The sequence below is a fragment of the Phycicoccus sp. CSK15P-2 genome, assembly GCF_016888005.1.
Lineage (GTDB): Bacteria > Actinomycetota > Actinomycetes > Actinomycetales > Dermatophilaceae > Phycicoccus.
The window spans coordinates 36,021-59,526 of the sequence record NZ_JAFDVE010000013.1; the positions used below are offsets into that span (position 1 = coordinate 36,021).

At 73.0% G+C, this 23,506-nt stretch carries 28 protein-coding genes and 1 other RNA gene; 9 read left to right on the forward strand and 20 right to left on the reverse strand.

The features are described from left to right. From JQN72_RS08730 to JQN72_RS08740, 3 genes are read right to left on the reverse strand one after another with little or no spacing between them, the layout of a single operon-like run. Entirely contained in the window at window positions 1-600 is a 600-nt protein-coding gene (locus JQN72_RS08730; RefSeq protein ID WP_204134792.1) for a DUF2017 family protein, read from the reverse strand. Beyond that, entirely contained in the window at window positions 600-890 is a 291-nt protein-coding gene (gene clpS, locus JQN72_RS08735) for an ATP-dependent Clp protease adapter ClpS (protein ID WP_204134793.1), read from the reverse strand. The genes JQN72_RS08730 and clpS overlap by 1 nt, the downstream gene beginning before the upstream one ends. Before the next feature lie 28 nt (window positions 891-918). Beyond that, window positions 919-2,157, reverse strand: coding sequence for a homogentisate 1,2-dioxygenase (locus JQN72_RS08740; protein WP_204134794.1), 1,239 nt, complete (start codon window positions 2,155-2,157; stop codon window positions 919-921). A 244-nt stretch (window positions 2,158-2,401) separates the two neighbouring features. On the opposite strand from JQN72_RS08740, the gene JQN72_RS08745 reads away from it, so the two are divergent. Genes JQN72_RS08745 through JQN72_RS08755 form a run of 3 tightly spaced genes read left to right on the forward strand, consistent with a single transcriptional unit; the run spans window position 2,402 to window position 4,038 of the window. Beyond that, entirely contained in the window at window positions 2,402-2,761 is a 360-nt protein-coding gene (locus JQN72_RS08745; RefSeq protein WP_204134795.1) for a hypothetical protein, read from the forward strand. After that, window positions 2,758-2,919 carry a hypothetical protein gene (locus JQN72_RS08750; RefSeq protein WP_204134796.1) on the forward strand — a complete coding sequence of 54 codons (162 nt, stop codon included), beginning with the start codon at window positions 2,758-2,760 and terminating at the stop codon, window positions 2,917-2,919. Before JQN72_RS08745 ends, JQN72_RS08750 begins: the two co-directional genes overlap by 4 nt. A 33-nt stretch (window positions 2,920-2,952) precedes the next feature. Next, complete coding sequence (locus JQN72_RS08755) at window positions 2,953-4,038, forward strand: DNA polymerase IV (protein WP_204134797.1); 1,086 nt, start codon at window positions 2,953-2,955, stop codon at window positions 4,036-4,038. A 28-nt stretch (window positions 4,039-4,066) separates the two neighbouring features. Here the strand turns inward: JQN72_RS08755 and JQN72_RS08760 are convergent, their stop codons facing one another. The 3 genes from JQN72_RS08760 to JQN72_RS08770 form a co-directional block, all read right to left on the reverse strand. After that, complete coding sequence (locus JQN72_RS08760; protein ID WP_204134798.1) at window positions 4,067-5,425, reverse strand: HNH endonuclease; 1,359 nt, start codon at window positions 5,423-5,425, stop codon at window positions 4,067-4,069. Between the two features lie 140 nt (window positions 5,426-5,565). Then, complete coding sequence (locus tag JQN72_RS08765) at window positions 5,566-6,009, reverse strand: GNAT family N-acetyltransferase (RefSeq protein ID WP_204134799.1); 444 nt, start codon at window positions 6,007-6,009, stop codon at window positions 5,566-5,568. Between the two features lie 205 nt (window positions 6,010-6,214). After that, window positions 6,215-6,775, reverse strand: coding sequence for an NYN domain-containing protein (locus JQN72_RS08770; protein ID WP_204134800.1), 561 nt, complete (start codon window positions 6,773-6,775; stop codon window positions 6,215-6,217). Between the two features lie 86 nt (window positions 6,776-6,861). On the opposite strand from JQN72_RS08770, the gene fahA reads away from it, so the two are divergent. Continuing rightward, window positions 6,862-8,070 carry a fumarylacetoacetase gene (fahA, locus tag JQN72_RS08775; protein WP_204134801.1) on the forward strand — a complete coding sequence of 403 codons (1,209 nt, stop codon included), beginning with the start codon at window positions 6,862-6,864 and terminating at the stop codon, window positions 8,068-8,070. Between the two features lie 7 nt (window positions 8,071-8,077). On the opposite strand, the gene JQN72_RS08780 is transcribed toward fahA, so the two are convergent. The 3 genes from JQN72_RS08780 to hppD all read right to left on the reverse strand — a co-directional run bounded on the left by JQN72_RS08780 (window position 8,078) and on the right by hppD (window position 10,569). Beyond that, on the reverse strand, window positions 8,078-8,494 hold the full coding sequence (locus JQN72_RS08780; protein WP_204134802.1) for an ankyrin repeat domain-containing protein: 417 nt from the start codon (window positions 8,492-8,494) through the stop codon (window positions 8,078-8,080). Continuing rightward, a complete protein-coding gene (locus JQN72_RS08785) occupies window positions 8,491-9,261 on the reverse strand; it encodes an RDD family protein (protein WP_204134860.1) in 771 nt (256 codons plus the stop codon). The genes JQN72_RS08780 and JQN72_RS08785 overlap by 4 nt, the downstream gene beginning before the upstream one ends. A 69-nt stretch (window positions 9,262-9,330) precedes the next feature. Next, window positions 9,331-10,569 carry a 4-hydroxyphenylpyruvate dioxygenase gene (gene hppD / locus JQN72_RS08790; protein ID WP_204134803.1) on the reverse strand — a complete coding sequence of 413 codons (1,239 nt, stop codon included), beginning with the start codon at window positions 10,567-10,569 and terminating at the stop codon, window positions 9,331-9,333. A 107-nt stretch (window positions 10,570-10,676) separates the two neighbouring features. Between hppD and JQN72_RS08795 the strand changes: the two genes are divergently transcribed. Further along, on the forward strand, window positions 10,677-11,168 hold the full coding sequence (locus JQN72_RS08795) for an Lrp/AsnC family transcriptional regulator (protein ID WP_204134804.1): 492 nt from the start codon (window positions 10,677-10,679) through the stop codon (window positions 11,166-11,168). Window positions 11,169-11,209: 41 nt separating this feature from the next. Here JQN72_RS08795 and JQN72_RS08800 read toward each other — a convergent pair whose 3' ends face one another. From JQN72_RS08800 to JQN72_RS08830, 7 genes are all read right to left on the reverse strand, one after another. Then, complete coding sequence (locus JQN72_RS08800; protein ID WP_204134805.1) at window positions 11,210-12,976, reverse strand: DEAD/DEAH box helicase; 1,767 nt, start codon at window positions 12,974-12,976, stop codon at window positions 11,210-11,212. A gap of 107 nt (window positions 12,977-13,083) precedes the next feature. Further along, window positions 13,084-14,049, reverse strand: a complete 966-nt coding sequence (locus JQN72_RS08805) for a zinc metalloprotease (protein WP_204134806.1) — start codon at window positions 14,047-14,049, stop codon at window positions 13,084-13,086. A 197-nt stretch (window positions 14,050-14,246) separates the two neighbouring features. Next, entirely contained in the window at window positions 14,247-14,558 is a 312-nt protein-coding gene (locus tag JQN72_RS08810) for a DUF3039 domain-containing protein (protein ID WP_204134807.1), read from the reverse strand. Between the two features lie 22 nt (window positions 14,559-14,580). Beyond that, entirely contained in the window at window positions 14,581-15,141 is a 561-nt protein-coding gene (locus JQN72_RS08815) for a YqgE/AlgH family protein (protein WP_204134808.1), read from the reverse strand. Next, the gene (locus JQN72_RS08820) at window positions 15,138-17,114 is read right to left on the reverse strand and encodes a DEAD/DEAH box helicase (protein ID WP_204134809.1); all 1,977 of its coding nucleotides are present in this window, start codon (window positions 17,112-17,114) and stop codon (window positions 15,138-15,140) included. The genes JQN72_RS08815 and JQN72_RS08820 overlap by 4 nt, the downstream gene beginning before the upstream one ends. Window positions 17,115-17,339: 225 nt before the next feature. Beyond that, window positions 17,340-17,720 carry a VanZ family protein gene (locus tag JQN72_RS08825; protein ID WP_204134810.1) on the reverse strand — a complete coding sequence of 127 codons (381 nt, stop codon included), beginning with the start codon at window positions 17,718-17,720 and terminating at the stop codon, window positions 17,340-17,342. Further along, a complete protein-coding gene (locus JQN72_RS08830; RefSeq protein ID WP_204134811.1) occupies window positions 17,717-19,165 on the reverse strand; it encodes an NAD-dependent malic enzyme in 1,449 nt (482 codons plus the stop codon). The genes JQN72_RS08825 and JQN72_RS08830 overlap by 4 nt, the downstream gene beginning before the upstream one ends. 83 nt (window positions 19,166-19,248) lie before the next feature. On the opposite strand from JQN72_RS08830, the gene JQN72_RS08835 reads away from it, so the two are divergent. The 4 genes from JQN72_RS08835 (at window position 19,249) to JQN72_RS18370 (ending at window position 21,195) form a co-directional block, all read left to right on the forward strand. Then, the gene (locus JQN72_RS08835; protein WP_204134812.1) at window positions 19,249-19,869 is read left to right on the forward strand and encodes an SIMPL domain-containing protein; all 621 of its coding nucleotides are present in this window, start codon (window positions 19,249-19,251) and stop codon (window positions 19,867-19,869) included. Continuing rightward, window positions 19,866-20,474 (forward strand): hypothetical protein, encoded by a 609-nt coding sequence (locus JQN72_RS08840; RefSeq protein WP_204134813.1) that lies wholly within the window; start codon window positions 19,866-19,868, stop codon window positions 20,472-20,474. Before JQN72_RS08835 ends, JQN72_RS08840 begins: the two co-directional genes overlap by 4 nt. A gap of 212 nt (window positions 20,475-20,686) precedes the next feature. After that, window positions 20,687-20,950 (forward strand): type II toxin-antitoxin system Phd/YefM family antitoxin, encoded by a 264-nt coding sequence (locus JQN72_RS08845; RefSeq protein ID WP_204134814.1) that lies wholly within the window; start codon window positions 20,687-20,689, stop codon window positions 20,948-20,950. Next, on the forward strand, window positions 20,947-21,195 hold the full coding sequence (locus JQN72_RS18370) for a type II toxin-antitoxin system RelE/ParE family toxin (RefSeq protein WP_239100377.1): 249 nt from the start codon (window positions 20,947-20,949) through the stop codon (window positions 21,193-21,195). Before JQN72_RS08845 ends, JQN72_RS18370 begins: the two co-directional genes overlap by 4 nt. Window positions 21,196-21,201: 6 nt before the next feature. On the opposite strand, the gene JQN72_RS08855 is transcribed toward JQN72_RS18370, so the two are convergent. The 4 genes from JQN72_RS08855 to JQN72_RS08870 form a co-directional block, all read right to left on the reverse strand. Then, on the reverse strand, window positions 21,202-21,585 hold the full coding sequence (locus JQN72_RS08855; RefSeq protein ID WP_204134815.1) for a type II toxin-antitoxin system death-on-curing family toxin: 384 nt from the start codon (window positions 21,583-21,585) through the stop codon (window positions 21,202-21,204). Then, window positions 21,582-21,785 (reverse strand): DUF6290 family protein, encoded by a 204-nt coding sequence (locus JQN72_RS08860; protein ID WP_204134816.1) that lies wholly within the window; start codon window positions 21,783-21,785, stop codon window positions 21,582-21,584. Before JQN72_RS08860 ends, JQN72_RS08855 begins: the two co-directional genes overlap by 4 nt. Before the next feature lie 273 nt (window positions 21,786-22,058). Next, window positions 22,059-22,427, reverse strand: a transfer-messenger RNA (tmRNA) gene (gene ssrA, locus JQN72_RS08865). 24 nt (window positions 22,428-22,451) lie between these two features. Next, complete coding sequence (locus JQN72_RS08870; protein ID WP_204134817.1) at window positions 22,452-23,450, reverse strand: hypothetical protein; 999 nt, start codon at window positions 23,448-23,450, stop codon at window positions 22,452-22,454. Window positions 23,451-23,506 lie beyond the last annotated feature (56 nt).

Below are 23,506 nucleotides of genomic sequence, written 5' to 3' on the forward strand. Positions count from 1 at the left end.
TCACCGCTCCAGGAGGGCGGAGGCGAGGGTCTCCTGGAGCCAGGTCGTGAAGTCGTACAGCGCGACGAGCTGCACGAGCGGCTGGTCGGCGTCCAGGCCGTCGACGAGCGCCTCGAGGGTGTCGAGGTCGGTGTCGTCACGCAGCCCGAGCCGTTCGCCGAGGACGAGCCGGACGTCGGTGAGGGCGGTGAGGAACTGGTGCGCCTGCCCGGGGTCGAGGTCCACGTGGTCCTCGACCTCCAGGACGGCCACGGAGGCGGCGAGCGCCACGGCCTTGCGATGCCGCAGACCGCCCTCGGTGAGCCGGCGGAACTCCGCGGCCGCCGCCTCGTCGTCACGGCTCGCGCTGGGCAGGAGACGGTCCAGGGCCGGGTCGCGCTCCTCCTCGGGCTCGGTGCGGTCCGGGGCGTCGCCACCGAGGGTGAGGCCCGCGACGATCTCGTCGAACCCGTCGTCGCCCGTGCCCACCGCCTCGGGAGGCTCGAGGAGGTCACGGACCTGGTTCATGAGCCCACCGACCACCTGGCGCTCGTCGGCGTCGAGCGTCGCGACGTAGCGGACGTGCTCGCCCCGGCCCCGACGACGGAAGGCGCGGGCCATCAGGCGTCCTTCTGGAAGGTGGCCCAGAGTCCGTACCCGTGCAGGGCCTCGGTGTCGGCCTCCATGGCCTCCCGCGGCCCGTTGGCGACGACCGCCCGGCCCTCGGTGTGGACCTGCATCATGAGCTTCTCGGCCTTCTTCCGCTCGTACCCGAAGTGCTGCTGGAGGACGAACGTCACGTACGACATGAGGTTCACCGGGTCGTTCCACACGATGGTGACCCAGGGGGTGTCGGGAGCCACGTCCCCCTCGGGGGTCACGACCTCCTCGGTCACGGGTGCGAGCGACACGCCCTACAGGATAGGAGGGGGCGACAGGTCAGCCGCGACCCCGGTTCCACGACCCGGCGTAGCGGCCGTCGTCGACCGCCCGGCCCCCCTCGCCGAGCTCGAGCGGGCGGAAGGTGTCGACCATGACGGCGAGCTCGTCGAAGGCCTCGACGCCGATCGAGGCCTCGGTGGCCCCCGGCTGTGGGCCGTGTGCGTGCCCGCCCGGGTGCACCGAGACCGAGCCCTTGCCGATGCCCGAGCCCTTGCGCGCCTCGTAGTCTCCGTCGACGTAGAACATGATCTCGTCGCTGTCGACGTTCGAGTGGTAGTACGGCACCGGGATCGCGAGCGGGTGGTAGTCGACCTTGCGCGGCACGAAGTTGCAGATGACGAAGTTCCATCCCTCGAAGACCTGGTGGACCGGCGGCGGCTGGTGAACGCGCCCGGTGATCGGCTCGTAGTCCCGGACGTTGAACGCGTACGGGTAGAGGCAGCCGTCCCAGCCGACGACGTCGAGCGGGTGGAACGGAAGCTCGTGCACGGTGCCGACGATCCCTCCCGGGCCGTTGCCCCGGTGCTTGATGTGGACCTCGCTCTCGTCGCCGGCCTTCGCACCGACGTCCTCGGCGAGCAGCGGACCCTGGGGCGCACGCAGGTCGCGCTCGCAGTACGGGGCGTGCTCGAGGAGCTGGCCGTACTTGCTGAGGTAACGCTTCGGCGGGGCGATGTGGCTGTTCGCCTCGATGCAGTAGGCACGCAGCGGGTCCTTGACGGAGCGGCGTGGGAGCCACCGGTGCGTCGTGGACCGCGGGATGACGAGGTAGTCGCCCTCCGCGACGTCGAACGCGCCGAAGACGGTCTCGACGCGGGCCTTGCCGCGCTCGACGTAGACGCACTCGTCGCCGATGCCGTTGCGGTACCAGGGGCTCGGCTCGCCGGCGACGACGTAGGAGATGCGTACGTCGCCGTTGCCGAGGACGAGCCGGCGTCCGGTGACGACGTCGGTGTGCCTGACGTCCTTGGGGGCGAAGAGGTCGTGCAGCCGGAGGTGGCGGGGCTGGAGGGGGTGGTTCGGGGTCGTCGTGAGGTCGCCGGGGGTCCACTCCCGGGCGGCGGCGATCGTCGACGGGATGTTGCGGTGGTAGAGGAGGCTGGAGTCGCTGCTGAACCCCTCCTCCCCCATGAGCTCCTCGTAGTAGAGCTCGCCCTGCTTCCCGCGGCCGGCCGGGCGGCGGTGCTGGGTGTGCCGCTTCGGCGGGATGCTGCCCATCGCCTGGTAGTGCGCCACGGTGCTCGTCCACCTCGCTGTGGTCGGGGTCGGCGGCCCGATCGGGCCCTGCGCTCACCCTAGGCCGGTGGGCGGACACTGGCATCCCTGTCCGGTGGCGCCGGGTCAGGGTGGTCAGGAGTGTCCACGCCGGTCCGCGGTCGACCGGACATTCTGCTCACCGGACGTCGGCAGGGACGACCAGCCGACGGACGCCTCTGCCCCCACCGCGCGGGTGTCGGGACGGTCCGCGACGATGGGTGGCATGGACTGGCTCGACGCGCTCTTCTCCTTCGTCGGCGCCCTCGTCGGCGCGAGCGCCGCGTCGTGGGTCGCGCTACGGGGCCAGCGCCAGGACGCCCGCGGTGAGTGGCGGGTGCGTCTCGACCGCGCCATCGACCTCCTGACCTCCGACGACGACGCCGAGCAACAGATCGGGGACGAGCTCCTGGCCGACCTCATCGACTCCGACCTCGGGAGCGCGGACGACCGTGCCCTGGCCCTGCGGATCGCCCGGCTGCGGCTCGGTCAGCAGCTCGTCGGGAACGCCGATGAGCCCGAAGAGGTGGACCTCGCGCTCTCTCCGGGGGACAATGGCGGTGTCGAGCAGGAGGAGGCCACATGACCGCGACAACCCAGCAGGGTGGGATGTTCCGGCTCCCTTCGTCCACCGTCCGGTTGGCACGCGCCCTCGTCAAGGACGCCAAGCGCCGTGGCACCCGTGAGAACGAGCGGGTCGAGGACGCCGCCCGGACGCCGCTCCCCGAGGACACCCAGCGCTGACTGTGCGCACCCACCTGTTCCCGTGACCTAGCCGTGGCCAGGGCCTTCCCGTTCGTCCTCCACGTCGACCTCGACCAGTTCATCGCGGCCGTCGAGGTCCTCCGCCACCCCGAGCTCGCGGGCCGTGAGGTCGTCGTCGGCGGTCGCGGGGACACCACGGAGCGTGCCGTCGTCTCGACGGCGTCGTACGAGGCGCGCGAGCGCGGAGTGCGCTCGGGGATGCCGCTGCGGGTCGCCGCGCGCAAGGCCCCGGACGCGCTCTTCCTGCCCGTCGACGGGCCGCACTACCTCGCGGCGTCCGAGCAGGTCGTCGCCGCCGTCGGGGGGCTCGGCCTCGTCGTCGAGGTCCTCGGGTGGGACGAGATGTTCGTCGGCGGAGAGACCGACGACCCGGAGGACCTCGCGCGGCGCATCCAGGCAACGGTCCTCGAGGCGACCCGGCTGCACTGCTCGGTGGGTGTCGGGGACACCCGGGTGCGCGCGAAGATCGCCACCGACCTCGGCAAGCCGCGCGGGGTCTTCCGGCTCACCGCCGAGAACTGGCGGCAGGTCATGGGGCACCGGCCGACGACGGCCCTGTGGGGCGTCGGGTCGCGGGTGGCCGCGCGCTTGGAGCGATGGGGAGTGCGCACGGTCGACGAGCTGGCCGCGGCCGACCCCGAGGTGCTCGTCGGCGAGTTCGGGCCGCGGATGGGGCCGTGGTACGGGTCGCTCGGTCGCGGGGAGGGCAGCGCGGAGGTCGACGACGCGCCGTGGGTGGCGCGCAGCCACAGCCGCGAGACGACGTACCAGGAGAACCTGACCTCGGCCACCGCGGTCGCGGAGGCCGTGCGCGTGCTCACCGACCAGGTGCTGGCCGATGTCGCGCGCGAGGGTCGGCCGGTCGAGCGGGTCGGGGTGAAGATCCGCTACGCCCCGTTCGTCACGGTGAACCGCAGCCGCAAGCTCCCCGCGTCGACCTGCGAGGCCGCACGGGTGCACGACGCCGTCCAGGCGCTGCTCGCGGACCATCTCGAGGAGGGCAGGGAGGTGCGGCTGCTCGGGGTGCGTGCCGAGATGACGATGCCCGAGGACGGTGGCGACGACGTCGAGCGCGCTCCGGTCCGCGGCCGCGTCTGAGCCACCCGTCCGACGCCGGCCGGTGGGGTCAGGCGGCCGCGAGCAGGTCGGAGAGCCGCTGCTCGAGACGCGAGGGAGGGTCGGTGCCCCACCCGAGGAGTGGTGGCGCGGCGGAGCGGTACCGGTGCCCCGTCGGGGTACGGACCTCGATCTCGCGCGGGGAGCCACGAACCACGTGGACCCGCCAGCGCGGGGCCTCCTTGACCTGGTTGCAGCGCGCGCAGGTGCCCGAGCCGTTCTCGAAGCTGGTCCCGCCGTCGTGTCGGGCGGGGTGGGCGTGGTCGGCGTGCGCGATCGGGGCGTCGCACCACGGTGTCGCGCACACGTCGTCGCGGAGCACGAGCATCCGCCGCAGCAGACCGCCGAAGGTCCGGCGTCGTGAGTCCATCGCCACAAGGTCGCGCCCGTCCGGGCCCGTGTACAGCCGCCGCAGCCACACCGATGCAGGTGCAGCGTCACGGACCCAGGCGCGAGCCACCGGCGCCGGCACCGGGCCGTGCCCGGGGAGGCGCGCCGGCTCCATGACGTCTCGCCCGTCGTCGCCCGTGCCGAGCAGCGACCGGTCGGTCATGACGAGCTGCACCTCGACAGGTTGGACCTGCCCCGGTTCCCTCCCCGACAGCAGCCGAAGCGCGGTGTCGGCGGCGACCGCACCCACACCTCTGCCGTCGGGCGTCTCGTCCGCCACCCGGCCGGCGACGACAGCCTTGGCCTTGGCCTGCATCGCGGCGTGTGCGCCGACGACGTGCCGCAGCGGGCCGAGAACGGTGAGGTACGCCATGCCGTCGGGCGCCGGCCGTACGGTCACCCGCCGTGCGGACACCGCCTGCTCCATCCGCCGAACGACGCCGGCGGCGTCGAGCTCGGCGGCCACCCGCCGCGCCGCCCGCCGTGCGGCGCGCCAGGACAGCCCCGCCAGGTGCGGGCCGACCCGGCGGTCGACCTCGGCCCGGTGCTCGCGGCTCAGCGTGGCGGTCTCGCGGACCAGCTCGACGGCGTGCCGCTCCCCCGCCTCGCCGCGCTCGAGGGCGGCCATCGTCTCGGGCATCTCGTGCACGAGCGCGTCCGACATCCCGACGAAGCGGTCCCCGAGGGTCGGGGACTCCCGACGAGCCAACGCCACCTGCGACCCCACCGACCCGGCCGCGTCCTGGGGCAGCGCCTCCTCGTGCGAGCGGCGCAGCACGACGGTGGTCCGGGCCTGCGCTGCGCTCGCCGCTCCCTTGACCCGCTCGAGCTCGCTGACCAGCCCGACCCGCTCGTGGTCGTCGAGGGCGTCGGCGTCCACGGTCGCGAGCCACTGCCGGAACTCCTGCACCCGCGCCGCGGGACGGCACGGGTCGGCCTCCGACGGCGCCTCCGCGCACGGTGTCACCTGCGTCCCCATGACGATCCCCCTTTCCCTGTGCCCACGACTCTAGGCGCGACCACCGACACACCCCTCGAGGCCCGACTCCCCGCCCGCCGCACCTGGGCCCAGGCCTTGCCCGGCGGGCAGCGCCCTCACTTGCAGCGGCGCACGGACCCTCACCGATCGTTTGGACCATGGGACCCGGCGCCCACCCCGAACGTCACCCAGGTGTCCGGCGGCAGGTCCGGGCGGCTGGGCGATGACCGCAGCTCCCTGCGCCACCCGGCGTCGAACGTCGCGGCCACCGACGGCCAGAACGCGGCTGCGGCCCGGTTCTCCTGCTGGTAGGCGACCGCCCACCACCCCGGAGCGGACTCCAGCACCGTCCGCGCGACGTCGTGGCCGAGGTCGCGTCCACGGACGGGCGCCACGAGGAACAGGGCGCTCAGGACCCGCACCGGCCGGTCGAGGTCCCGGGTGACCGCCAGGCCGACGGGATGCGGCCCCGTGAGCACGAGCCACGCCCGCGTCTCCGGCAGGGATGCGTCGAGGGCCCGTTCGAGCCGTCCGGAGCGGTACGTCCCTTCGGAGGAGGGCAGCTCGCGGGTGAACCTCGACATGTGGCATCGGAACGAGTGCCATAGGCGACGGAGTGCGAGGTGGTCCGACGTGGTGGCGGGCCGCACGAGGATGGGGTCCAGGAGGCCTGGGCGATGCGGAAGGAGGGTCATACGACAGAGCCTCGGTCGCAACCGGTGCGCCGAGGCTCTCCGTCCATTCTCCCACAGCACGACACCTCGGCGGGCGGCAGGAGCAGCCGCCCGCTCAGAGGAACTCGGCGGGGTCGAACTCGTCGATCGGGATGACCCGCACGCGCGGGAGCCGCTCGTTGAACGCACGGACGTCGTACTCGAGGTCGAACGCCTCCAGCCCCCGCTCCACGGACCGCAGGAACGCGCTGTTGCGGAACTCCGTGAACCCGACGATACCGACCCGGCGTCCGTCCAGCAGCGCCTCGACCTCCTCGAGGAAGTCGCCGTCGTTGCTGACGAGCAGCACGTCGGCCTCCCGACCGCCGAGCTCGGTCAGAGTCCGTTGGATGCCGATGTCGACGACCTTCTCGTCCGCGCCCCCGGACAGCGGCACCGGCCGGTAGCCGAGGGCGAGCAGCGCCTGGACGAACGACATCGGCAGCTCGGTGCCCGCCGCGAGGAAGAACAGCCCGACGGCCGGCTGGCCCCACCGGGTCCGGGCGAACTCCAGCAGCCGCTCCCACCGCGGACGCTCCTCGGGCCGCGGCCGGCGCCCGAGGATGGAGGTGCCGAGCGTCGCGTCGATGTTCTCTCCGTCGACGAGCACGTAGGTCGTCCGCGGTGCGTCGCTCATCGCCGCAGACTACGCCGGTCCGACCCGCGATAGGTTGGCGCCATGTCGTCGCAGACCCCGGAGACGCTCCGCGCGCTGGACCGGCCATGACCTGGCTCGACCTGCCCGACGACCATCCCTTCGGCCTGCACAACCTCCCCTACGGCGTCTTCTCCGTCGGGCCCGACGGAGAGCATCGGGTCGGCGTCCGCGTCGGCGACCACGTCCTCGACCTCGCCGCCTGCGCCGAGCGTGCCGGGATGGAGTCCGCCGCGGTCTGGCGCGACGGCAGCCTGGACGCCTTCCTCGCCGAGGGCCGCCCGGCCTGGACCGCCGCTCGGGACTGGCTGCAGGAGCACCTGGCGAACGAGGCGCAGCGGGACTGCGTCGAGCCCGACCTCGTGCCGGTGCGGGACGTGACGATGCACCTGCCGTTCGCCGTCGCCGACTACGTCGACTTCTACGCCAGCGAGCACCACGCGTCCAACGTCGGCCGGATGTTCCGCCCCGACTCCGAGCCACTCACCCCGAACTGGAGGCACCTCCCGATCGGCTACCACGGCCGCGCCGGCACGGTGGTGGTCTCCGGTACCGACGTCGTCCGGCCGACCGGCCAGCGCAAGCCCCCGTCCGAGCCCACACCCACGTTCGGGCCGAGCACCCGGCTCGACATCGAGGCCGAGCTCGGGTTCGTCGTCGGCGGGGCGACCGCGCTCGGCGACCGGGTGGCCGTCGCGGACGCGGACGACCACCTCTTCGGCGTCGTCCTGCTCAACGACTGGTCAGCGCGGGACCTCCAGGCGTGGGAGTACGTGCCGCTGGGCCCGTTCCTCGGCAAGTCGTTCGCGACGAGCGTCGGCCCGTGGGTCGTCACCACCGACGCGCTGCGCGCGGCCCGCGTCCCGCTCCCCGGTCAGGACCCCGAGCCGCTCCCCTACCTGCAGGGGGACGGCGCGTACGGCCTCGACATCCACGTCGAGGTCGAGTGGAACGGCACCGTCGTCTCACGCCCCGAGTTCCGCGACATGTACTGGTCCCCCGCCCAGATGCTCGCGCACCTGACCGTCAACGGTGCCACGGTGAGGCCGGGTGACCTCTTCGGCTCCGGGACGATCTCGGGCCCCGAGCCCAGGCAGCGCGGCTGCTTCCTCGAGCTCACGTGGAGCGGCCGGGACGCCGTGACCCTCGACGACGGCAGCGAGCGCACGTTCCTCGAGGACGGCGACACGGTCGTGCTGCGCGCCACCGCGCCAGGTCCGGACGCCCGGCCGGTCGGCTTCGGCGAGTGCGTCGGGACGGTCCGCCCCGCGCGCTGAGCCGGCGTCAAGCGCCGCGGTCCGGCGCGGACGGCGGCAACAGGTCGAGGAGCTCGGGCGCGAACATCGTCGCCGCCTCCCGGGCGGTCGGCGTCCCGGCGTCCGGGTCGGCGCCGGCCTCGACGAGCGCGTGGACGACCTCGTGTTCGCCCTTGAACACCGCACCCGCGAGGGGCACCTGGCCACGCAGGTTGGCACGGTCCGCATCCGCCCCACGCTCGACGAGACCGCGCACCAGGAGCGGATGACCGTGGTACGCCGCGAGCATGACGAGCGTGTCCCCCGACCCGTTGGTCAGGTCGACCGGTGCCCCGGCGTCCACGTAGGAGAGCAGCTCGGGGGCCCCGGCGCGGGCGAGGTCGAAGAGGCGGCCGGCGAGGTCGGCGACCTCGGCCGACATCCCGTCCGGCAGCGGCTCGCTCATCGGCGCACCACGACCGTCTCGGCCACCTTGTCGTGCAGCGTCTGCCGTTTCGGGTCGTACAGCAGCCAGGCCGGGTCGACGACCCACAGCACCCTGCCGAGCAGGTTGAGGACCGGGTTCAGCGCACTGAGCCCGGTGAGCACGCGGATGGCCTGCCGGCGCATCGCCACGCCCCACGAGATCCGGCCCGGTGCGTCGGCCGGTCGCACGACCGTCCCGAGGAGCATCTTCCCGGGTGTGGCCGCACGCCACACGAGGAACGCGGTCTCGTAGAGGAGCGACACGGCGAGGCCGATGAGCGTCACCGGCAGCACCGCACCCTCGAGGGCGTTCTGCAGCGGAGTGACGTCGGGGCTCTCACCGCGCAGGACGGCCTGGAGGTAGCCCTCGAAGGCCTCGAGGTAGTCCGTGAGGAAGGGCAGCGAGAGGAGCCCGGCGACGATGTTCGTGAGGAAGAGGTCGACCAGCCGGCCGAGCAGGCGACGCCACCACTCGGCGAGCGGGGCCCCGTCGTCCGTCGTCGCGCCGGCGGGGGCCTGCTGCCACGGGTACCCGGCGGGACCGGCGCCGGGCTGCGCGGTGCCACCGTGCGCCCGGGCCGAGACGGCCGGGTCGGGGACCTCGGGAGCGCGTCCGATGGTCGAGGCCCCGGCCGTGGGCGAGCGCAGCGGGGTGCGGTGGGCGGTCCACACGATCCCGTCGAAGTACCGCAGCTGGTCGGCGTCCTCGGGGTCGGGGTACCAGCCCGGGGTGGTCGGCTCGCTCATGGGGCAAGCATCACACGCCCGACGGCGCCCGGGTCGGAGGGTCCGACCCGGGTGGCGCCGCGGGCTCGGTCAGAGGTTGCCGCGCTTCTCCTGCTCGCGCTCGATCGACTCGAACAGGGCCTTGAAGTTGCCCTTCCCGAAGCCGAGCGAGCCGTGCCGCTCGATGATCTCGAAGAACACGGTGGGGCGGTCGCCGAGGGGGCGGGTGAAGATCTGCAGGAGATAGCCGTCCTCGTCCCGGTCCACGAGGATGCCGCGCCGCTGCAGCTCCTCGATCGGCACTCGCACCTCGCCGATCCGGGCCCGCAGCTCGGGGTCCTCGTAGTACGCGTCGGGGGTCGCGAGGAACTCCACGCCCTCCTTCCGCAGCTCGTCGACGGTGCGGAGGATGTCGTTCGTCGCGAGGGCGAGGTGCTGGGCACCGGGCCCGCCGTAGAACTCCAGGTACTCGTCGATCTGGCTCTTCTTCTGCGCGACCGCCGGCTCGTTGAGCGGGAACTTCACCCGGTGGTTGCCGTTGGCGACGACCTTGGACATCAGCGCCGAGTAGTCCGTGGCGATGTCGTCACCGACGAACTCGGCCATGTTCACGAACCCCATGACGCGGTTGTAGAACGCCACCCACTCGTCCATCTTCCCGAGCTCGACGTTGCCGACGACGTGGTCGAGCGCCTGGAAGAGCCGCTTCGGGGCGCCCTCGCGCTTGACGAAGGTCGACTCCGCGGGCTGGTGGCCGGGCAGGTAGGGGCCGGCGTAGGTCGTCCCGTCGACGACGCGCTGCACGAGGCTGTGGCGGGTCTCGCCGTACGTGGCGATCGAGGCGACGCGGACGGTGCCGTGCTCGTCGGAGAGCGTCTCGGGCTCCTGGAGGACGGTGGCGCCGGCGCGACGGGCCTGCTCGACGCAGACGTTGACGTCCGGGACCTCGAGGGCGATGTCGACGACGCCGTCGCCGTGGGCGGCGTGGTGGGCGACGAGCGGGCTGTCGGGGGTGACCGCGCCCCGGACGACGAACCGGATCGAGCCCGAACGCAGGACGAACGACTTGTGGTCCCGGGTGCCGGTCTCGGGGCCGGCGTACGCGACGAGCTCCATCCCCCACGCGCTCTGGTAGTAGTGCGCGGTCTGGGTGGCGTTGCCGACGACGAAGACGATGGCGTCCCAGCCGGTGACGGGGAACGGGTCGGTGCTCTCGTCGTACTCGACGAGGCCGACGAGCTGCTTGAGCTGCGCGAGGTCGAGCTCGGCGTGGCGCTCCTGCTCGGTGAGGTCGGCATGGCCGGCGGACGTCGTCGTCGTGTCAGTCATGGCGCCACTGTCCGACGCAGGGTGTCGGTGTGCAACCACGCCATGACCCGGTGGTCACGATGCGCACGGTGTTGCCAGGAGGTGGGTTCCCACTGGACGATGTGACCATGGCACGACACGTCGGCGTAGACGCCTTGGACGCCCGGATCATCGCCCTGTTCACCGAGGACCCGCACGTGGGGGTGCTGGGAGCCTCGCGGCGCCTCGGTGTGGCCCGGGGCACCGTGCAGGCGCGGCTCGACCGGCTGCAGGAACGGGGCGTCATCGCCTCCTTCGCCCCCCAGGTCGACCCGGATGCGCTCGGCTACCCGGTCACCGCGTTCTGCACCCTCGAGATCCGCCAGCGCCAGGGCCACGCTCCGGTCGTCGCACATCTGTCGGCCATCCCGGAGGTGCTCGAGATCCACTCGATCACCGGGGTGGGCGACCTCGTCGTGCGGGTCGCCGCCCGTGACAACGCCGACCTCGGCCGGGTCATCGACGAGATCATCGACGACGTGCACGTCCTCCGCGCCAACACCGCGATCTGCCTCGTGACCCACCTGGCCCACCGCACGGGCCCGCTCGTCGAGACAGCGGCAGCGGGGGACGAGACGTAGCCGGCGGCAGACCGGCCGGCGTCGGTCGGTCCCGGCCCGGCTCAGCGCCGGCCGACGAACCAGCGGCGGATCGTCGCGACCCGCTCCTGCACCTGCTCCCCGGTGGCACTCGCGAGCTCGGGGCCACCACACGACCGCCGGAGGTCCAGGTGGATGGTCGCGTGCGGGGTTCCCGTCTTCGAGGAGTACGCCGCGACGAGCTTGTTGAGCTCCTTGCGCTGGGCGGCAAGGGCACGATGGGCCGCGACGGGCGTCGGGGCGCCCGGCTGCGGACGGGCCCGGCCGCTGCTCGCCTGCTTCGTCTGCCGCTCGTGCAGCAGCAGCGCGACCTGGTCGGGCTCGAGCAGCCCCGGTAGGCCGAGATAGTCCTGCTCCTCCTCGGAGCCGGCCTCGGCGTGCAGCCCGTACTGCTTGGCGTCGAAGAGGACGTGGTCGAAGTGCGCGTCGGACTCCAGCGCCTCGAAGCGGCTCTCGTCCTCGAGGCCGGTGGTGCGCTCGGTGCGGTTGGCGGCGGCGAGCATCCCCTCCTCCTCGGCCCAGATCGAGCCCTCGTGGTCGGCTGCGGACGGTCGGTCGAGGGCGTGGTCGCGCTCCTCCTCCATCGTCGCGGCGAGCTGCAGGATCACGGGCACGGAGGGGAGGAACACCGAGGCCGTCTCGCCCCGCTTGCGGGCCCGCACGAAGCGTCCGACCGCCTGGGCGAAGAACAGTGGGGTCGAGGTCGACGTGGCGTAGACCCCGACGGCGAGCCGCGGGACGTCGACGCCCTCGGACACCATCCGGACCGCGACCATCCACCGGGACTCGTCGTTCGCGAACTGCTCGATGCGCGCGCTCGCCCCGGCGTCGTCGGAGAGGACGACGGCCGCGGCCTCACCGGTCACCGCCTCGAGGATCCGGGCGTAGGCACGGGCCGAGGTCTGGTTCGAGGCGATGACCAGGCCACCGGCGTCCGGGACGTGCCGCCGCACCTCGGAGAGCCGCTTGTCGGCGGCAGCGAGCACGGCCGGGACCCACTCGCCCTTGGGGTCGAGCGCCGTGCGCCAGGCGTGCGCGGTCTGGTCCTTGGTCAGGGGCTCCCCGAGACGGGCGGCGACCTCGTCCCCGGCCTTGGTGCGCCAGCGCATGGCCCCGCCGTAGGCGAGGAACAGCACGGGGCGGACGACGCCGTCGCGCAGTGCGGCCGCGTAGCCGTAGGTGAAGTCGGACGCCGAGCGGAGGACGCCGTCGTGGTCCATCTCGTAGCGCACGAACGGGATCGGGTTGGTGTCCGAGCGGAACGGGGTGCCGGTGAGGGCCAGGCGCCGCGTCGCCGGGGTGAAGGCCTCACGGATGCCGTCGCCCCACGAGCGCGCGTCACCGCCGTGGTGGATCTCGTCGAGGATGACGAGCGTCGGCTCGGTCTCGGTGCGGCGGCGGTGCAGGGCGGGGTTGGCCGCCACCTGGGCGTAGGTGACTGCCACGCCGTCGTACTCGCTCGACTGCACCCCCGCGGAGTTCGAGAACGCCGGGTTGAGCTGGATGCCCACGCGCCCGGCCGCATCGGCCCACTGGGTCTTCAGGTGCTCCGTGGGGGCCACGACCGTGACCGCCCGGACGACACCGCGGTCGAGGAGCTCGGTGGCGATCCGCAGCGCGTAGGTGGTCTTGCCCGCACCCGGCGTGGCGACCGCGAGGAAGTCGCGCGCCTCACCGCGCAGGTAGGCCGCGAGAGCCTCCTCCTGCCACGCCCGCAGCTTCGCCGCGGTACCCCACGCGGCCCGCTCCGGGTAGGCGGGTGGCAGGTGTCCGGCGGCAGAGGTACTCATGGGCGCTGGCCACGATAGGCGGCGCCGCGACGACATGCCGAAGGCCCCCGCGAAACTCGCGGGGGCCTTCGGCATGTGCTAGCGGGAACGAGGCTCCGCCGGTGTGCTCAGGACGCTCGGTACGTCGTCCACGCCGACTGCATCCGGGTGGTCTGCCCAGCCGTGAACTCGTACATGCAGGCGTCGTACGTGTAGTCCATGAAGTTGTGGATCGGGTCGACCCCGCTCTGCCGCCGGCACGAGTCGCGCCCGGTCGGGCAGCCGTACGCCGGGGACGCCTCGGCAGGGGTGTCGCTCACGTAGTCACCCTGACCGTTACAGCCGCCCTGGAACGTGTGGTACAGCCCGAGCCAGTGGCCGACCTCGTGGGTCCCCGTGTCGCCCCGGTTGTAGTTCGTCGCGCTACCACCGGGAAGGCTCTCGTCGAGCAGGACGACACCGTCCATCGGGTCGACGCTCGACTTCGGGAAGGTCGCCCAGCCGAGGAGGTCGTCCCCGAGGTCCGCGGTGTAGATGTTCAGGGCGTCCTTGCCGCCCTCGTGCAGGGCGTTCTTCATCTGACGCTCGGCGCTCGAGCCGTTCGTGATGCCGTTGTACCAGCTCGGGTTGTTCGTCGAGTCGGTGGAGACGAGCGAGAACGAGAACCCGGTACCGGAGTACGCCGAGTTGAGGACACTGATCTGGCTGTTGATCTCGGCCGAGGACAGCTGGCCCCTGGAGCCGTCGGTGATCGTGTGCCAGTACACCGGCACGGTGGCACTCGCGAACGCCGCGGCGCTTCCCGCCTTGCCCTCGGTCATCACCTTCCCGTTCGAGGCGACCGACACGCCCTGGGCGCTCATCGCCCGCTTGAGGGCCTGGTCCATGGCGGCGGCCTGGGCGTCGCTCAGCTCGTGGGGGTCGCGCCGCTGCCCGTCGGCGCGGCCGCCGACGGCGTCGGAGTGGGTCGTGCACTCGGCGTCGACGCTCGCCGAACCGGCGGCGGTGCGGGCCTGTGCGGGGGCGAGGGGCAGCACGGACCCGGCGACACCGAGGGTGAGCGCGGCCAGGGCCGTCAGGGATCGAGTACGCATGAGCGTCCTTCCGGTGGGTCTCACCCGGCCGGTTCGGCCAGGCTCCGCAAGGACGGTAGGCGCCGAGTGGGGTCGGTGGGGTCTGCCGGCCGTCAGGGTTGGGTAAGACCTGCCGGCTCGTACTCCCCCGACGTCAAGGACGGGTCAGGGCCGCGTCAGGCTTCGTCAAGGATGGAGGGCGGAGACCGTGACCTGCGTCACTCGCCGCCGTCCTGAGGTGCGCGCAGCCCCTCGTAGATCTCCTTGCACATGGGGCACACCGGGAAGCGGTCGGGGTTGCGGCCGGGCACCCACACCTTGCCGCAGAGCGCGGTGACGGGCTCGCCGGTCACCGCGCTCTCGACGATCTTCTCCTTGCGCACGTAATGGGCGAAGCGCTCGTGGTCGCCCGGCTCGGCGACCTCTGGAACGGTCTCGGTGCGCTCGAGGACTGCCGTCTGGGTCTGCGGGCCGTCCGGGCCCTCGGGGCCGCCCGGGGCCCCCGGCTCCTGCGGGGTGGTCTCGCTCATGCCCCGAGCGTACGCCGGGTGCTCAGTTGTGCTCGGGTTCGGGCGGGAACCACGCGTACCACCGCAGCGGTTCCCGCTGCCGACGCAGGACCCTCTGCCACAGGCCCTCGGGCTCTGCGCTGAAGGCATCGCCGCTCTCGGCGTCGACGACGAACCACGAGCCGGTCGCGACCTCCTCCTCGAGCTGGCCCGGTGACCAGCCCGCGTACCCGGCGAAGATCCGCAGCCCGGACACCTCCGCCGCGACGAGGATCGGCGGGGTGTCGAGGTCGACGAGCGCGACCGCACCGAAGAGCCGGCGCACCCCCGCCGGCTCCGGGGAGTCTCCCGGGACGGCGACCAGCCCGAGGGCGGAGTCGAGCTGGACCGGGCCACCCTGGAACATCGTCGCCGGATGGCTCGCGTGAGCCTGCCAGCCGGGCAGCACGCTGTTGATCTCGGCCTCGACGGGCCGGTTGAGGACGATCCCCTGAGCACCGTCGTCCGCGTGGTGGAGGACGAGCACGACCGAGCGACGGAAGACCCCGGCCTCGATCTGCGGGGTCGCGACGAGGAGCCTCCCCGTCACGAACTCGGCACTCACCCGCCCATTCTGCCCCCGCGCCCGCTGCCGCGTCCGGCACTCGACGAACGACCACGGCCACCGTCCCGACGGCCGGACCGGGGTGCGCCTCGGCGCTGTCCCCGCCCGCCAGCGCGGCCCCGGCGCGGGTCGCCCTCGACGACAGGCTTCCACACCTCGTCCGGGACCGGGACCCCGCTCGGGGCCCGGCCACCCAGGGCCCGGACCGCGGCGTCGCCGGGAACGACGGACGTGGTCTGCGCCTCGGCGCCGGCACCCTCGATGATCCGGGTCGTCATCCGACGCTGGTGCGGGAGTGCGAGCATGACGACGACGCCCTGCTCGCCGGCCCGCGCGGTGCGCCCGGCCCGATGGAGGTAGTCCTTGTGGTCCTTCGGAGGGTCGACCTGGACGACGAGGCCGATGTCGTCGACGTGGATGCCGCGCGCCGCGACGTCCGTCGCGACGAGCACCGGCACCCGGCCGTCCCGGAACGCCCCGAGGACGCGGTTACGCACGTTCTGCGACAGTCCGCCGTGCAGCGCCGCCGCGAGGACGCCGCGCTCGCGCAACTCCCGGGCGATCCGGTCGGTGCCGAGCTGGGTGCGGGCGAAGACCACGGTGCGTCCCTCGCGGCCGGCGAGCTCGGCGGTGAGCGCCTTCTTGTCGTGCGGCGCGACGAGGAGCACGTGGTGGCTCATCGTCGACACCGTGGCCTGGGCCTCGTCGGTGGAGTGCGTCACCGGGTCGACGAGGTAGCGCTCGACGAGGGTGTCGACGCCACGGTCGAGCGTCGCCGAGAAGAGCAGCCGCTGGCCGCCCTCGGGGACCGCGTCGAGGATCCGGGTCACCTCGGGGACGAAGCCCATGTCGGCCATGTGGTCCGCCTCGTCGAGGACGGCGACCTCCACGTCCCCCAGCTCGACGGCGCCGCGCTCCATGAGGTCGACGAGGCGCCCCGGCGTGGCGACGAGCAGGTGGACGCCGCGCTCGAGCGCCTTGATCTGGCCCTCGTAGGACAGCCCACCGGCGACCAGCCGGTGCCGCAGCCCGGTGACGTGCACGAACGGCTCCAGGGCGTCGCTCACCTGCATCGCGAGCTCACGCGTCGGGACGAGGACGAGCGCGCGGGGACGGCGGGGGGCCGGACGAGCGCCGTCGGCGAGCCGGGCGACGGTCGGCAGGCCGAACGCCAGCGTCTTGCCCGAGCCGGTCCGGGCCCGGCCGAGCACGTCCCGCCCCGCGAGTGCGTCGGCGACGGTGGCCCGCTGGATGGGGAACGGGTCGGTGATGCCGTCGCGGGCCAGCCGCTCGACGAGGCGCTCGGGCAGCCCGAGTGCGGCGAACCCGTTGTCGGCGGTGACCTCTCGCGGCCCACCCGCCGCGGTGGAGCGGTAGGTGGTCCAGGTGTCGGCCTCGGCACGCTCGGCCTCGGCCTCCTCGAAGCTCATCGGCCGCTCGTCGTCCCACCCGCGGTCGGCGTGGCGCCCCTCGTGCCGGTCGCGGCGTGCGGGGTCGGCGACGCGAGGGCCGCGGTCGCGGACCGGCCGCTCGCCGCGCTCTCGACGCGGGCGTCCGTCGTGCGGCCGCTGCGTGTGCCGGGGACGCTCGCCGTCGCGCCGGCGGTCCTCGCGACGGTCGGAGCGCTCGCGGCGCTCCGGACGCTCAACTCGCGGGCGGTCGTCCCCACGCCGCCCGTCCCAGGTGCGGTCGTCGCGGCGGCGGTCGTCCGGGCGCCGGTCTCCCCAGGTGCGGTCGTCCGACCGGCGCTCGTCGCGCCGCCGGTCCTCCCGGCCCGGCGCGCCGCCGCGGCGGGGGTCCTCGCGGTCCCAGCGGGCGGAGCGCTCGGCGCGGGGGCGCTTGGGTCGCTCGGTGTCGGTCGGGCGGCTGCTCGTCGGGCCCTGGCCGCGGTGCGGCTTCTTCGCGGCCTTGCGGGCCTCCGCCTTGCGGGCAGCGGTCCAGCGGGCCTTCGGCCCGGGTGCCTTCTTCGGCATGGGTGGTCTCACCTGTGTTCCGTCGTCGGGTGTCGTGTGGACAGACACGTCGTCGGCCGGTGGCGAAACAGCGAGTACAACGGGTCTCCGGACCGTCTGTGGTCCTGGGCGGCCGGTTCGACCGAGGCGATGTCACCGACGAGCACCGGGTGGATGGCAGTGGAACCACGCTCTGTGGTCGAGGGGACGCGGCCAGGCGTCCGCACCTCGGTGCGACCGCCCATCCTACCAGCGCGTGGAGCCGCTCCCGACCACTCGGCGGCGCTCGACGGCGCGGGCGAGCAGCACCCCGATGCCGACCCCCACGAGGTCGGCGACGGCGTCCCAGAGGTCGCCGGAGCGGTCCGGAAGCAGCGTCCCCTGCACGACCTCGCTGACCACCGCGTGCGCGGCGAGCGCCGGAACCACGCCGCGGACCGGCAGCCGCGCGAGCAGCGCGAGCACGGTCGGCACGAGGAACACCGTGAGGTGCACGACCTTGTCGGCACCGGCGAACGGCGCCTGTCCCGGGCCTTCCGGTGCGTAGAGGACGACGACCTGCACGACGAGCGCGAGGACGAGGCCGGCCAGCAGCACGGTCCGGACGCGCGCGCCGGGTCCGGTCACGGCGTCTGCAGGGCGTTCGTCGCCGCCTGCGCCGCGGCCTGCGGGGGCTCGCCCTGGACGGTCCGCCGCACCGCATCGGCGACGACCGTCGTGACGTCCGGGTGGAAGACGCTCGGGATGATGTACGTCGCGTTGCGCTCCTCGTCCGTGACGACGTCGGCGAGCGCGCCGGCCGCGGCGAGCAGGACGTCCGTCGTCACGAGTCGGCTCGCGGCGTCGATGAGCCCGCGGAACACCCCGGGGAAGACGAGGACGTTGTTGATCTGGTTGGCGAAGTCCGAACGGCCGGTCGCGACGACCGCTGCGTGCCGGGCGGCGACCTCGGGGTCGATCTCGGGGACCGGGTTCGCCATCGCGAAGACGACGGCACCCGGTGCCATCGAGGCGACGTCGTCCTCGGTGAGGACGTTCGGCGCGGAGACGCCGAGGAAGACGTCCGCGCCGCGCACGGCCTCGCTCAGCGAGCCCCGGACGTCGTCGGGGTTGGTGTGCTCGGCGATCCACGCGTGGTTCGGGTGGTCGCCGGACAGGACGTCGGCCCGCTGCCGGTGGACGACGCCGTGGACGTCTGCGACGACCACGTGCCGGGCGCCGGCCTGCAGGAGCAGCTTGAGGATGGCCGTGCCCGCGGCGCCGGCCCCGCTCATGACGAGCCGGACGTCCGCGAGCTCCTTGCCGACGACCCGCAGCGCGTTGCGCAGCGCCGCGAGCGCGACGATGGCCGTCCCGTGCTGGTCGTCGTGGAAGACCGGGATGTCGAGCTCGGCGCGCAGCCGGGCCTCGACCTCGAAGCAGCGCGGTGCCGAGATGTCCTCGAGGTTGATGCCCGCGAACCCCGGCGCGATGGCCTTGACGGTGCGGATGATCTCCTCGGTGTCGGTCGTGTCGAGGCAGATCGGGAAGGCGTCGATGTCGGCGAAGCGCTTGAAGAGCGCGGCCTTGCCCTCCATGACCGGCATGGCGGCGAGCGGGCCGATGTCGCCGAGGCCGAGGACGGCGGTGCCGTCGGTGACGACGGCGACGGTGTTGCGCTTGATGGTCAGGCGCCGGGCGTCCTCGGGGTTGCGGGCGATGGCCTGGCACACCCGCGCGACCCCGGGGGTGTAGACGAGCGAGAGGTCGTCGCGGGTACGGATGGGGACCTTGGACTCGACGGTCAGCTTGCCCCCGAGGTGCATGAGGAACGTGCGGTCCGACACCTTGCCGATCTCGAGCCCCTCGACCGCGCGCATCGCCGCGACGATCTCGTCGGCGTGATCGGGGTCCCGGGTGAGCATGGTGACGTCGACGCCGAGCCGGGCGTGCCCGGAGCCCGTGACGTCGAGACCGGTGACCACTCCCCCGGTGCGCTCGATGAGTCCGGTCATCTCGCTGACGGCCGTCGGGCTGGCCGGGAGGACGAGGCGGACGGTCACGCTGTTGGCGATGGACGGTGCGGCGGGCATGGGGTCGATCTAACCGCGTACCGGCAGGTAGCCCGAACGCGGGCGTCGGGAGGGGAGGCCTCCGGAGGCCTACAGTGACGTCCATGACCGATCACATCGAGGTCGTCGGGACCGGGACCGCCGTCGCCACGCCGGACGTCGTCGTCCTCGACGTCCGGGTCAGCACGGAGGCCGACGATGTCGCCGGAGCGCTCGGTGCGCTGACCGACCGGCTCGACGGCGCGATGCAGGCGGCCGCCGACCACGGCGTCGCGGCCGCGGACCGGCGGACGACCGGGATGGGCCTCGTCCCGCGCTGGCACCCCGAGCGGCAGCGCACGGACGGATTCACGGCGTCGCAGTCGGTCCGGCTGCGGGTCCGGGACCGCGACCGGCTGGGCGACCTCGTCGCCGCGCTCGCCGGTGCGGCCGGGGACGCGCTCGGCATCGACGGCGTCACGGCCGAGGTCGCCGACCCCGGCCCGCTGCGCGAGCGGGCCCGGGCAGCGGCCTTCGCGGACGCGTGGGCACGCGCCGGGCAGTACGCCGGCCTCGCCGGCCGACACCTCGGTCCCGTCCTGCGGGTCACCGAGGAGACGGGCGAGCCGGGCGGCCACGCCCCGCAGGTACGGCTCGCCGCTGCCGAGACGGCGCCGGGGGTCGAGACGGGCTCCACCGAGATCGCCGTCGTCGCGCGCGTCCGCTTCGCCCTGGGACCGGCGTGACCTGGGTCGACGCCCTGGGGTGGTTCGGCTCGGCCCTGCTCGTGTTCAGCCTGCTCCAGGCCCGCATCCTGCGGCTGCGGGTGCTCAACACCGTGGCCTGCGCCATCCTCGTCGTCTTCAACGCGGCGCTCGCGGTGTGGCCGATGGTGGCGATGAACGTCGTGCTGGCGGTCATCAACGGCGTGTTCATCGTGCGGCTCCTGCGCGAGCGCCGCTCGGACGACGGGTACGCGGTCCTCGAGGTGGCCGAGGACGACGCCTACCTGGCCCACTTCCTGCGCGTCCACCGGCACGACATCGCGAGGTTCTTCCCGGAGTTCGCCGCGGGGGCGGGACGGGCGGCGTACCTCGTCCAGCGCGGGGACGAGACGGCCGGCGCCATCCTCGTGCGGGACGTGGGTGGCGGCACCGCCCAGGTGGAGCTCGACTACGTCACGCCCCGCTTCCGCGACCTCGCACCCGGCGAGTTCGTGTACCGCCGCTCGGGGCTGTTCCGCACCCGCGGCTTCGAGCGCGTCCTCACCCCGCCGGGGATGGTCGAGCCCTACTACGGCCGCCTCGGGTTCGCCCGGGACGGCGACCACTACCGGCTCGACGTAGCGTGACAGGCATCTCCCCAGGCGACTGTTCGCCCAGCTGCTCGTGGCGGCCACGGGTTACGCGGGAACCGACCCGTTCAGGTCCCGGAGAAGGCGGTCGCACAGCGGCGAAATGGGCCATGGTGTAGCCGAACAGGTCGCACGGCGACGGGTGACGTCGCACGGCGCACATTTTCGCTGAAATGTACAGTTCAGCTGCCATGGCGCACCGTGGGGTCATGAGTGAGATCACCGTGAGCGACGCCCGGGCTCGGCTGGCCGATGTCGTCGACTCCGCCCGCGTCGGGCACGATCCCGTCTACCTGACCCGGCGCGGCCAGCGGGTGGCTGCCGTGATCGACGCCGACGACCTGGACCGGCTGATCGCCGCCGCGGAAGACTTGGCCGACATCGAGGCCGCCGCAGCAGCCCGCGCCGAGATCCAGGACGGCGAGGCGGCGATCCCGTGGGAGCAGGTCAAGGCCGACCTCGGCCTGGCATGACGTACCGGATCGAGGTCGCCCCCGCCGCGTTGCGTCAGCTCCGGAAGGTGGGCCCTGCCGCGCGGCGCCGCGTCCAGGCGGCCATCGAGCTGCTTGCCGACCAGCCGCGCCCGAGTGGTGCCAAGAAGCTGGTCGGTGGGGACGGGGGGTGGCGCTGCTTGTGCGATGGCCGCGACGACGACGAGTTCCTCGACAGTAGATGCGGAGACGGCGATGAGGCCGTGGGCTACTCCAAAGTGGCCTGAGCGGGATCATCTGATCCGAGGCTCGGTACCTGCCCTGATGCGGGCAGCGATGTCCGGGACGTCATCGAGCTCTCCCGACGCGACCTCGATGACGAGCGTGTAGGCCTCGTCGTTGGTGAGGGTGAGCCGGTACCCGTTCAGCCCCAAGAACGCGATGGTGCCCGCGAGGGCCAACCGCTTGTTGCCGTCGACCAACGCATGGTTGCGCGCCAGCGAGTGCAGCAGCGCGCCCGCCTTGTCCGCGAGCCCTTCGTAGGCGTCCGCGCCGAAGGCGGTCGCCTGCGGTCGCGCCAGCGCTGACTCCAGCAGCCCGTGGTCGCGCACCGGCACCTCGGGTCCGAGCGTCCGCTCGGCGACGTGCAGGAGTTCGGGCAGGGTCAGGTAGATCACTGACCGAGCCGCTCCAGGGCCTCGGCGTACCGGGGCAGCTCCTCGTCGAGGACCTGGTCGAGCAGCTCGGCCCTACTGTGGCTCTCCACGTACTCGCGAACGGCCTGTCGGGCCACGTCCTGCATCGAACGGGACTCGAGCTGCGCGCGGCGACGCAACGCCTCGGACTCCTCGTCGGTCAGTCGGAGGGTCATCGCCATGACGAAATGGTATCACCTGTGACACCAGATGTCGGCGTGGTGTCACGACGCCCGGACGTGCTCGGCAGGCGGCGGTGTGGGGTCAGCGTGCCAACCAGACCTTCAGCAGTCTCACTGCCCTCACAGCCTGCCTGTGTCGCCCGTGTCAGTTTCCTGGCGTGATCGGATCGGTCTCGACGTGGCACCCTGTGTCCGTAGGGCGAAGACGCCTGACCTGGCTTATTTGTGCAGGTAAAGCATCTCTTGTGCCTGAACAGCGTGGGAGTGCGCCGATGGTGGAGGTGGCGGGAATCGAACCCGCGTCCACTGACACGTGACCAGGGCTTCTCCGGGTGCAGTGCGCTGAGGATTTTCTCGGCCCCGGGGCTCGCGCGCACACGTTCCCCGACAGGCCCAGCCGAGGTGGGAGTCCCGCGTCGCCCCTCGGCGCGACGACGCAGCAAGATCTCTAGATGACGCTGGTGACTAGGCCGAGATCATGCCCAGGCCAACGGACTTCGGGCTCGCTCAGGCGGCGAGGGCGAAGTCGGTGCGCTTGGAATCGGCACCTGTTGGTTTGCACGGATCGTTGTACGAGATGACCGTGCGTCCTCGACCCGCTTCCCACTGACCAGCACGTCAATGTCGAAACCGATCACCCCCGTGAGGGGCTCACTCCCACGCTGTTCACTTGTTGCGGCGGGCGCCACGATGACATGTGCGGTCGGTGGCGTCAACCGACCTGTGGAACGCCGCACATGCCTTCCCTGTTCCCCGGCTCTTGGCGCGGGCGTGCGCCGCCGTGCGGGACGAGCCCTTCCGGTTCGTCGCCGAGGCCTTGCGCGAGGCGCCCCTCGCCTTGGCCGCCGACTTCCGGGAGCCGGCCTTCGCCTTGGCCGCCGACTTGCGCGAACCGGCCTTCGCCTTGGCCGCCGACTTCCGGGAGCCGGCTTTCGCCTTGGCCGCCGACTTGCGCGAGCCGGCCTTCGCCTTGGCCGCCGACTTCCGGGAGCTGCTCCTCGCCGTGGACGACTCGGCCACCGACGGTCTGGTCACGTTCCTCGCGCGCACCGGGTCGTTCAGGGCGGCGGTCCTGCCCGTCGAGTCCGTGGCCGCCGCCGGCTCGGAGGTCGGCTTGGTCCGCCCGTTCCCGGGACGCGTGGGCTCGGCGGTCGGCTTTCCGGGCTTGCTCGGCTGGGCCGTCGGGCGTGGCGGCTGGGCGGTGCGGCCCGGCGGGACGGCACCACCGCGCGACGGGATGCCTGACGACCGCGGCGCGGGGTCGTCCGCCGTGTCGTCGGTGCCCTGCTGCGCGTCGTCGGAGCGGTCGTCACGCTGCTGCGCCGGGGTGGTCGAGCCCGAGTCCCCCGGTGAGGTCGGTGTCCGGGAGGGAGGCGCCGTGCTCGGGGCCTCGGTCGGGCTCGGCTCGGGCGGGGTCTCCGTCGAGGGGATGTCGCCCGGGCCGAGGACGATCGGCGAGCCGGGCTCGCTCAGCAGGTCCGGGATCCCGCTCTCCTCGTAGATGTACGCCGGGACCTTCGTGATGATCCCGAGGGCCGTCAGGGCGTCCGGCTGCAGCGCGACGGCGCTGCCGAGGGCCGCGACACCGGCACAGGCGACACCGGCCGCCTGGAGCGCGCTGATGCGCGTCGGAGCGGCCGGGCGTCTCTTCCCCGGCTGGGCCACGCGCGCACACTACCGGTGGAAGGCCCCCGTAGGGAGGGGTGTGGGCACCCGTCCGA

Excerpts from the sequence above, each read along its gene's own strand:
- JQN72_RS08760 (WP_204134798.1), bottom strand. The coding sequence starts at position 5,425 with ATGGGGACGCAGGTGACACCGTGCGCGGAGGCGCCGTCGGAGGCCGAC.
- fahA (WP_204134801.1), top strand. The coding sequence starts at position 6,862 with ATGACCTGGCTCGACCTGCCCGACGACCATCCCTTCGGCCTGCACAAC.
- JQN72_RS08750 (WP_204134796.1), top strand. The coding sequence starts at position 2,758 with ATGACCGCGACAACCCAGCAGGGTGGGATGTTCCGGCTCCCTTCGTCC.
- JQN72_RS08805 (WP_204134806.1), bottom strand. The coding sequence starts at position 14,049 with ATGCGTACTCGATCCCTGACGGCCCTGGCCGCGCTCACCCTCGGTGTC.
- JQN72_RS08860 (WP_204134816.1), bottom strand. The coding sequence starts at position 21,785 with ATGGCGATGACCCTCCGACTGACCGACGAGGAGTCCGAGGCGTTGCGT.
- JQN72_RS08845 (WP_204134814.1), top strand. The coding sequence starts at position 20,687 with ATGAGTGAGATCACCGTGAGCGACGCCCGGGCTCGGCTGGCCGATGTC.
- JQN72_RS08770 (WP_204134800.1), bottom strand. The coding sequence starts at position 6,775 with ATGAGCGACGCACCGCGGACGACCTACGTGCTCGTCGACGGAGAGAAC.
- JQN72_RS08785 (WP_204134860.1), bottom strand. The coding sequence starts at position 9,261 with ATGAGCGAGCCGACCACCCCGGGCTGGTACCCCGACCCCGAGGACGCC.
- hppD (WP_204134803.1), bottom strand. The coding sequence starts at position 10,569 with ATGACTGACACGACGACGACGTCCGCCGGCCATGCCGACCTCACCGAG.
- JQN72_RS08730 (WP_204134792.1), bottom strand. The coding sequence starts at position 600 with ATGGCCCGCGCCTTCCGTCGTCGGGGCCGGGGCGAGCACGTCCGCTAC.
- JQN72_RS08835 (WP_204134812.1), top strand. The coding sequence starts at position 19,249 with ATGACCGATCACATCGAGGTCGTCGGGACCGGGACCGCCGTCGCCACG.
- JQN72_RS08800 (WP_204134805.1), bottom strand. The coding sequence starts at position 12,976 with ATGAGTACCTCTGCCGCCGGACACCTGCCACCCGCCTACCCGGAGCGG.
- JQN72_RS08830 (WP_204134811.1), bottom strand. The coding sequence starts at position 19,165 with ATGCCCGCCGCACCGTCCATCGCCAACAGCGTGACCGTCCGCCTCGTC.
- JQN72_RS18370 (WP_239100377.1), top strand. The coding sequence starts at position 20,947 with ATGACGTACCGGATCGAGGTCGCCCCCGCCGCGTTGCGTCAGCTCCGG.
- JQN72_RS08745 (WP_204134795.1), top strand. The coding sequence starts at position 2,402 with ATGGACTGGCTCGACGCGCTCTTCTCCTTCGTCGGCGCCCTCGTCGGC.
- JQN72_RS08795 (WP_204134804.1), top strand. The coding sequence starts at position 10,677 with ATGGCACGACACGTCGGCGTAGACGCCTTGGACGCCCGGATCATCGCC.
- JQN72_RS08820 (WP_204134809.1), bottom strand. The coding sequence starts at position 17,114 with ATGCCGAAGAAGGCACCCGGGCCGAAGGCCCGCTGGACCGCTGCCCGC.
- JQN72_RS08780 (WP_204134802.1), bottom strand. The coding sequence starts at position 8,494 with ATGAGCGAGCCGCTGCCGGACGGGATGTCGGCCGAGGTCGCCGACCTC.
- JQN72_RS08765 (WP_204134799.1), bottom strand. The coding sequence starts at position 6,009 with ATGTCGAGGTTCACCCGCGAGCTGCCCTCCTCCGAAGGGACGTACCGC.
- JQN72_RS08810 (WP_204134807.1), bottom strand. The coding sequence starts at position 14,558 with ATGAGCGAGACCACCCCGCAGGAGCCGGGGGCCCCGGGCGGCCCCGAG.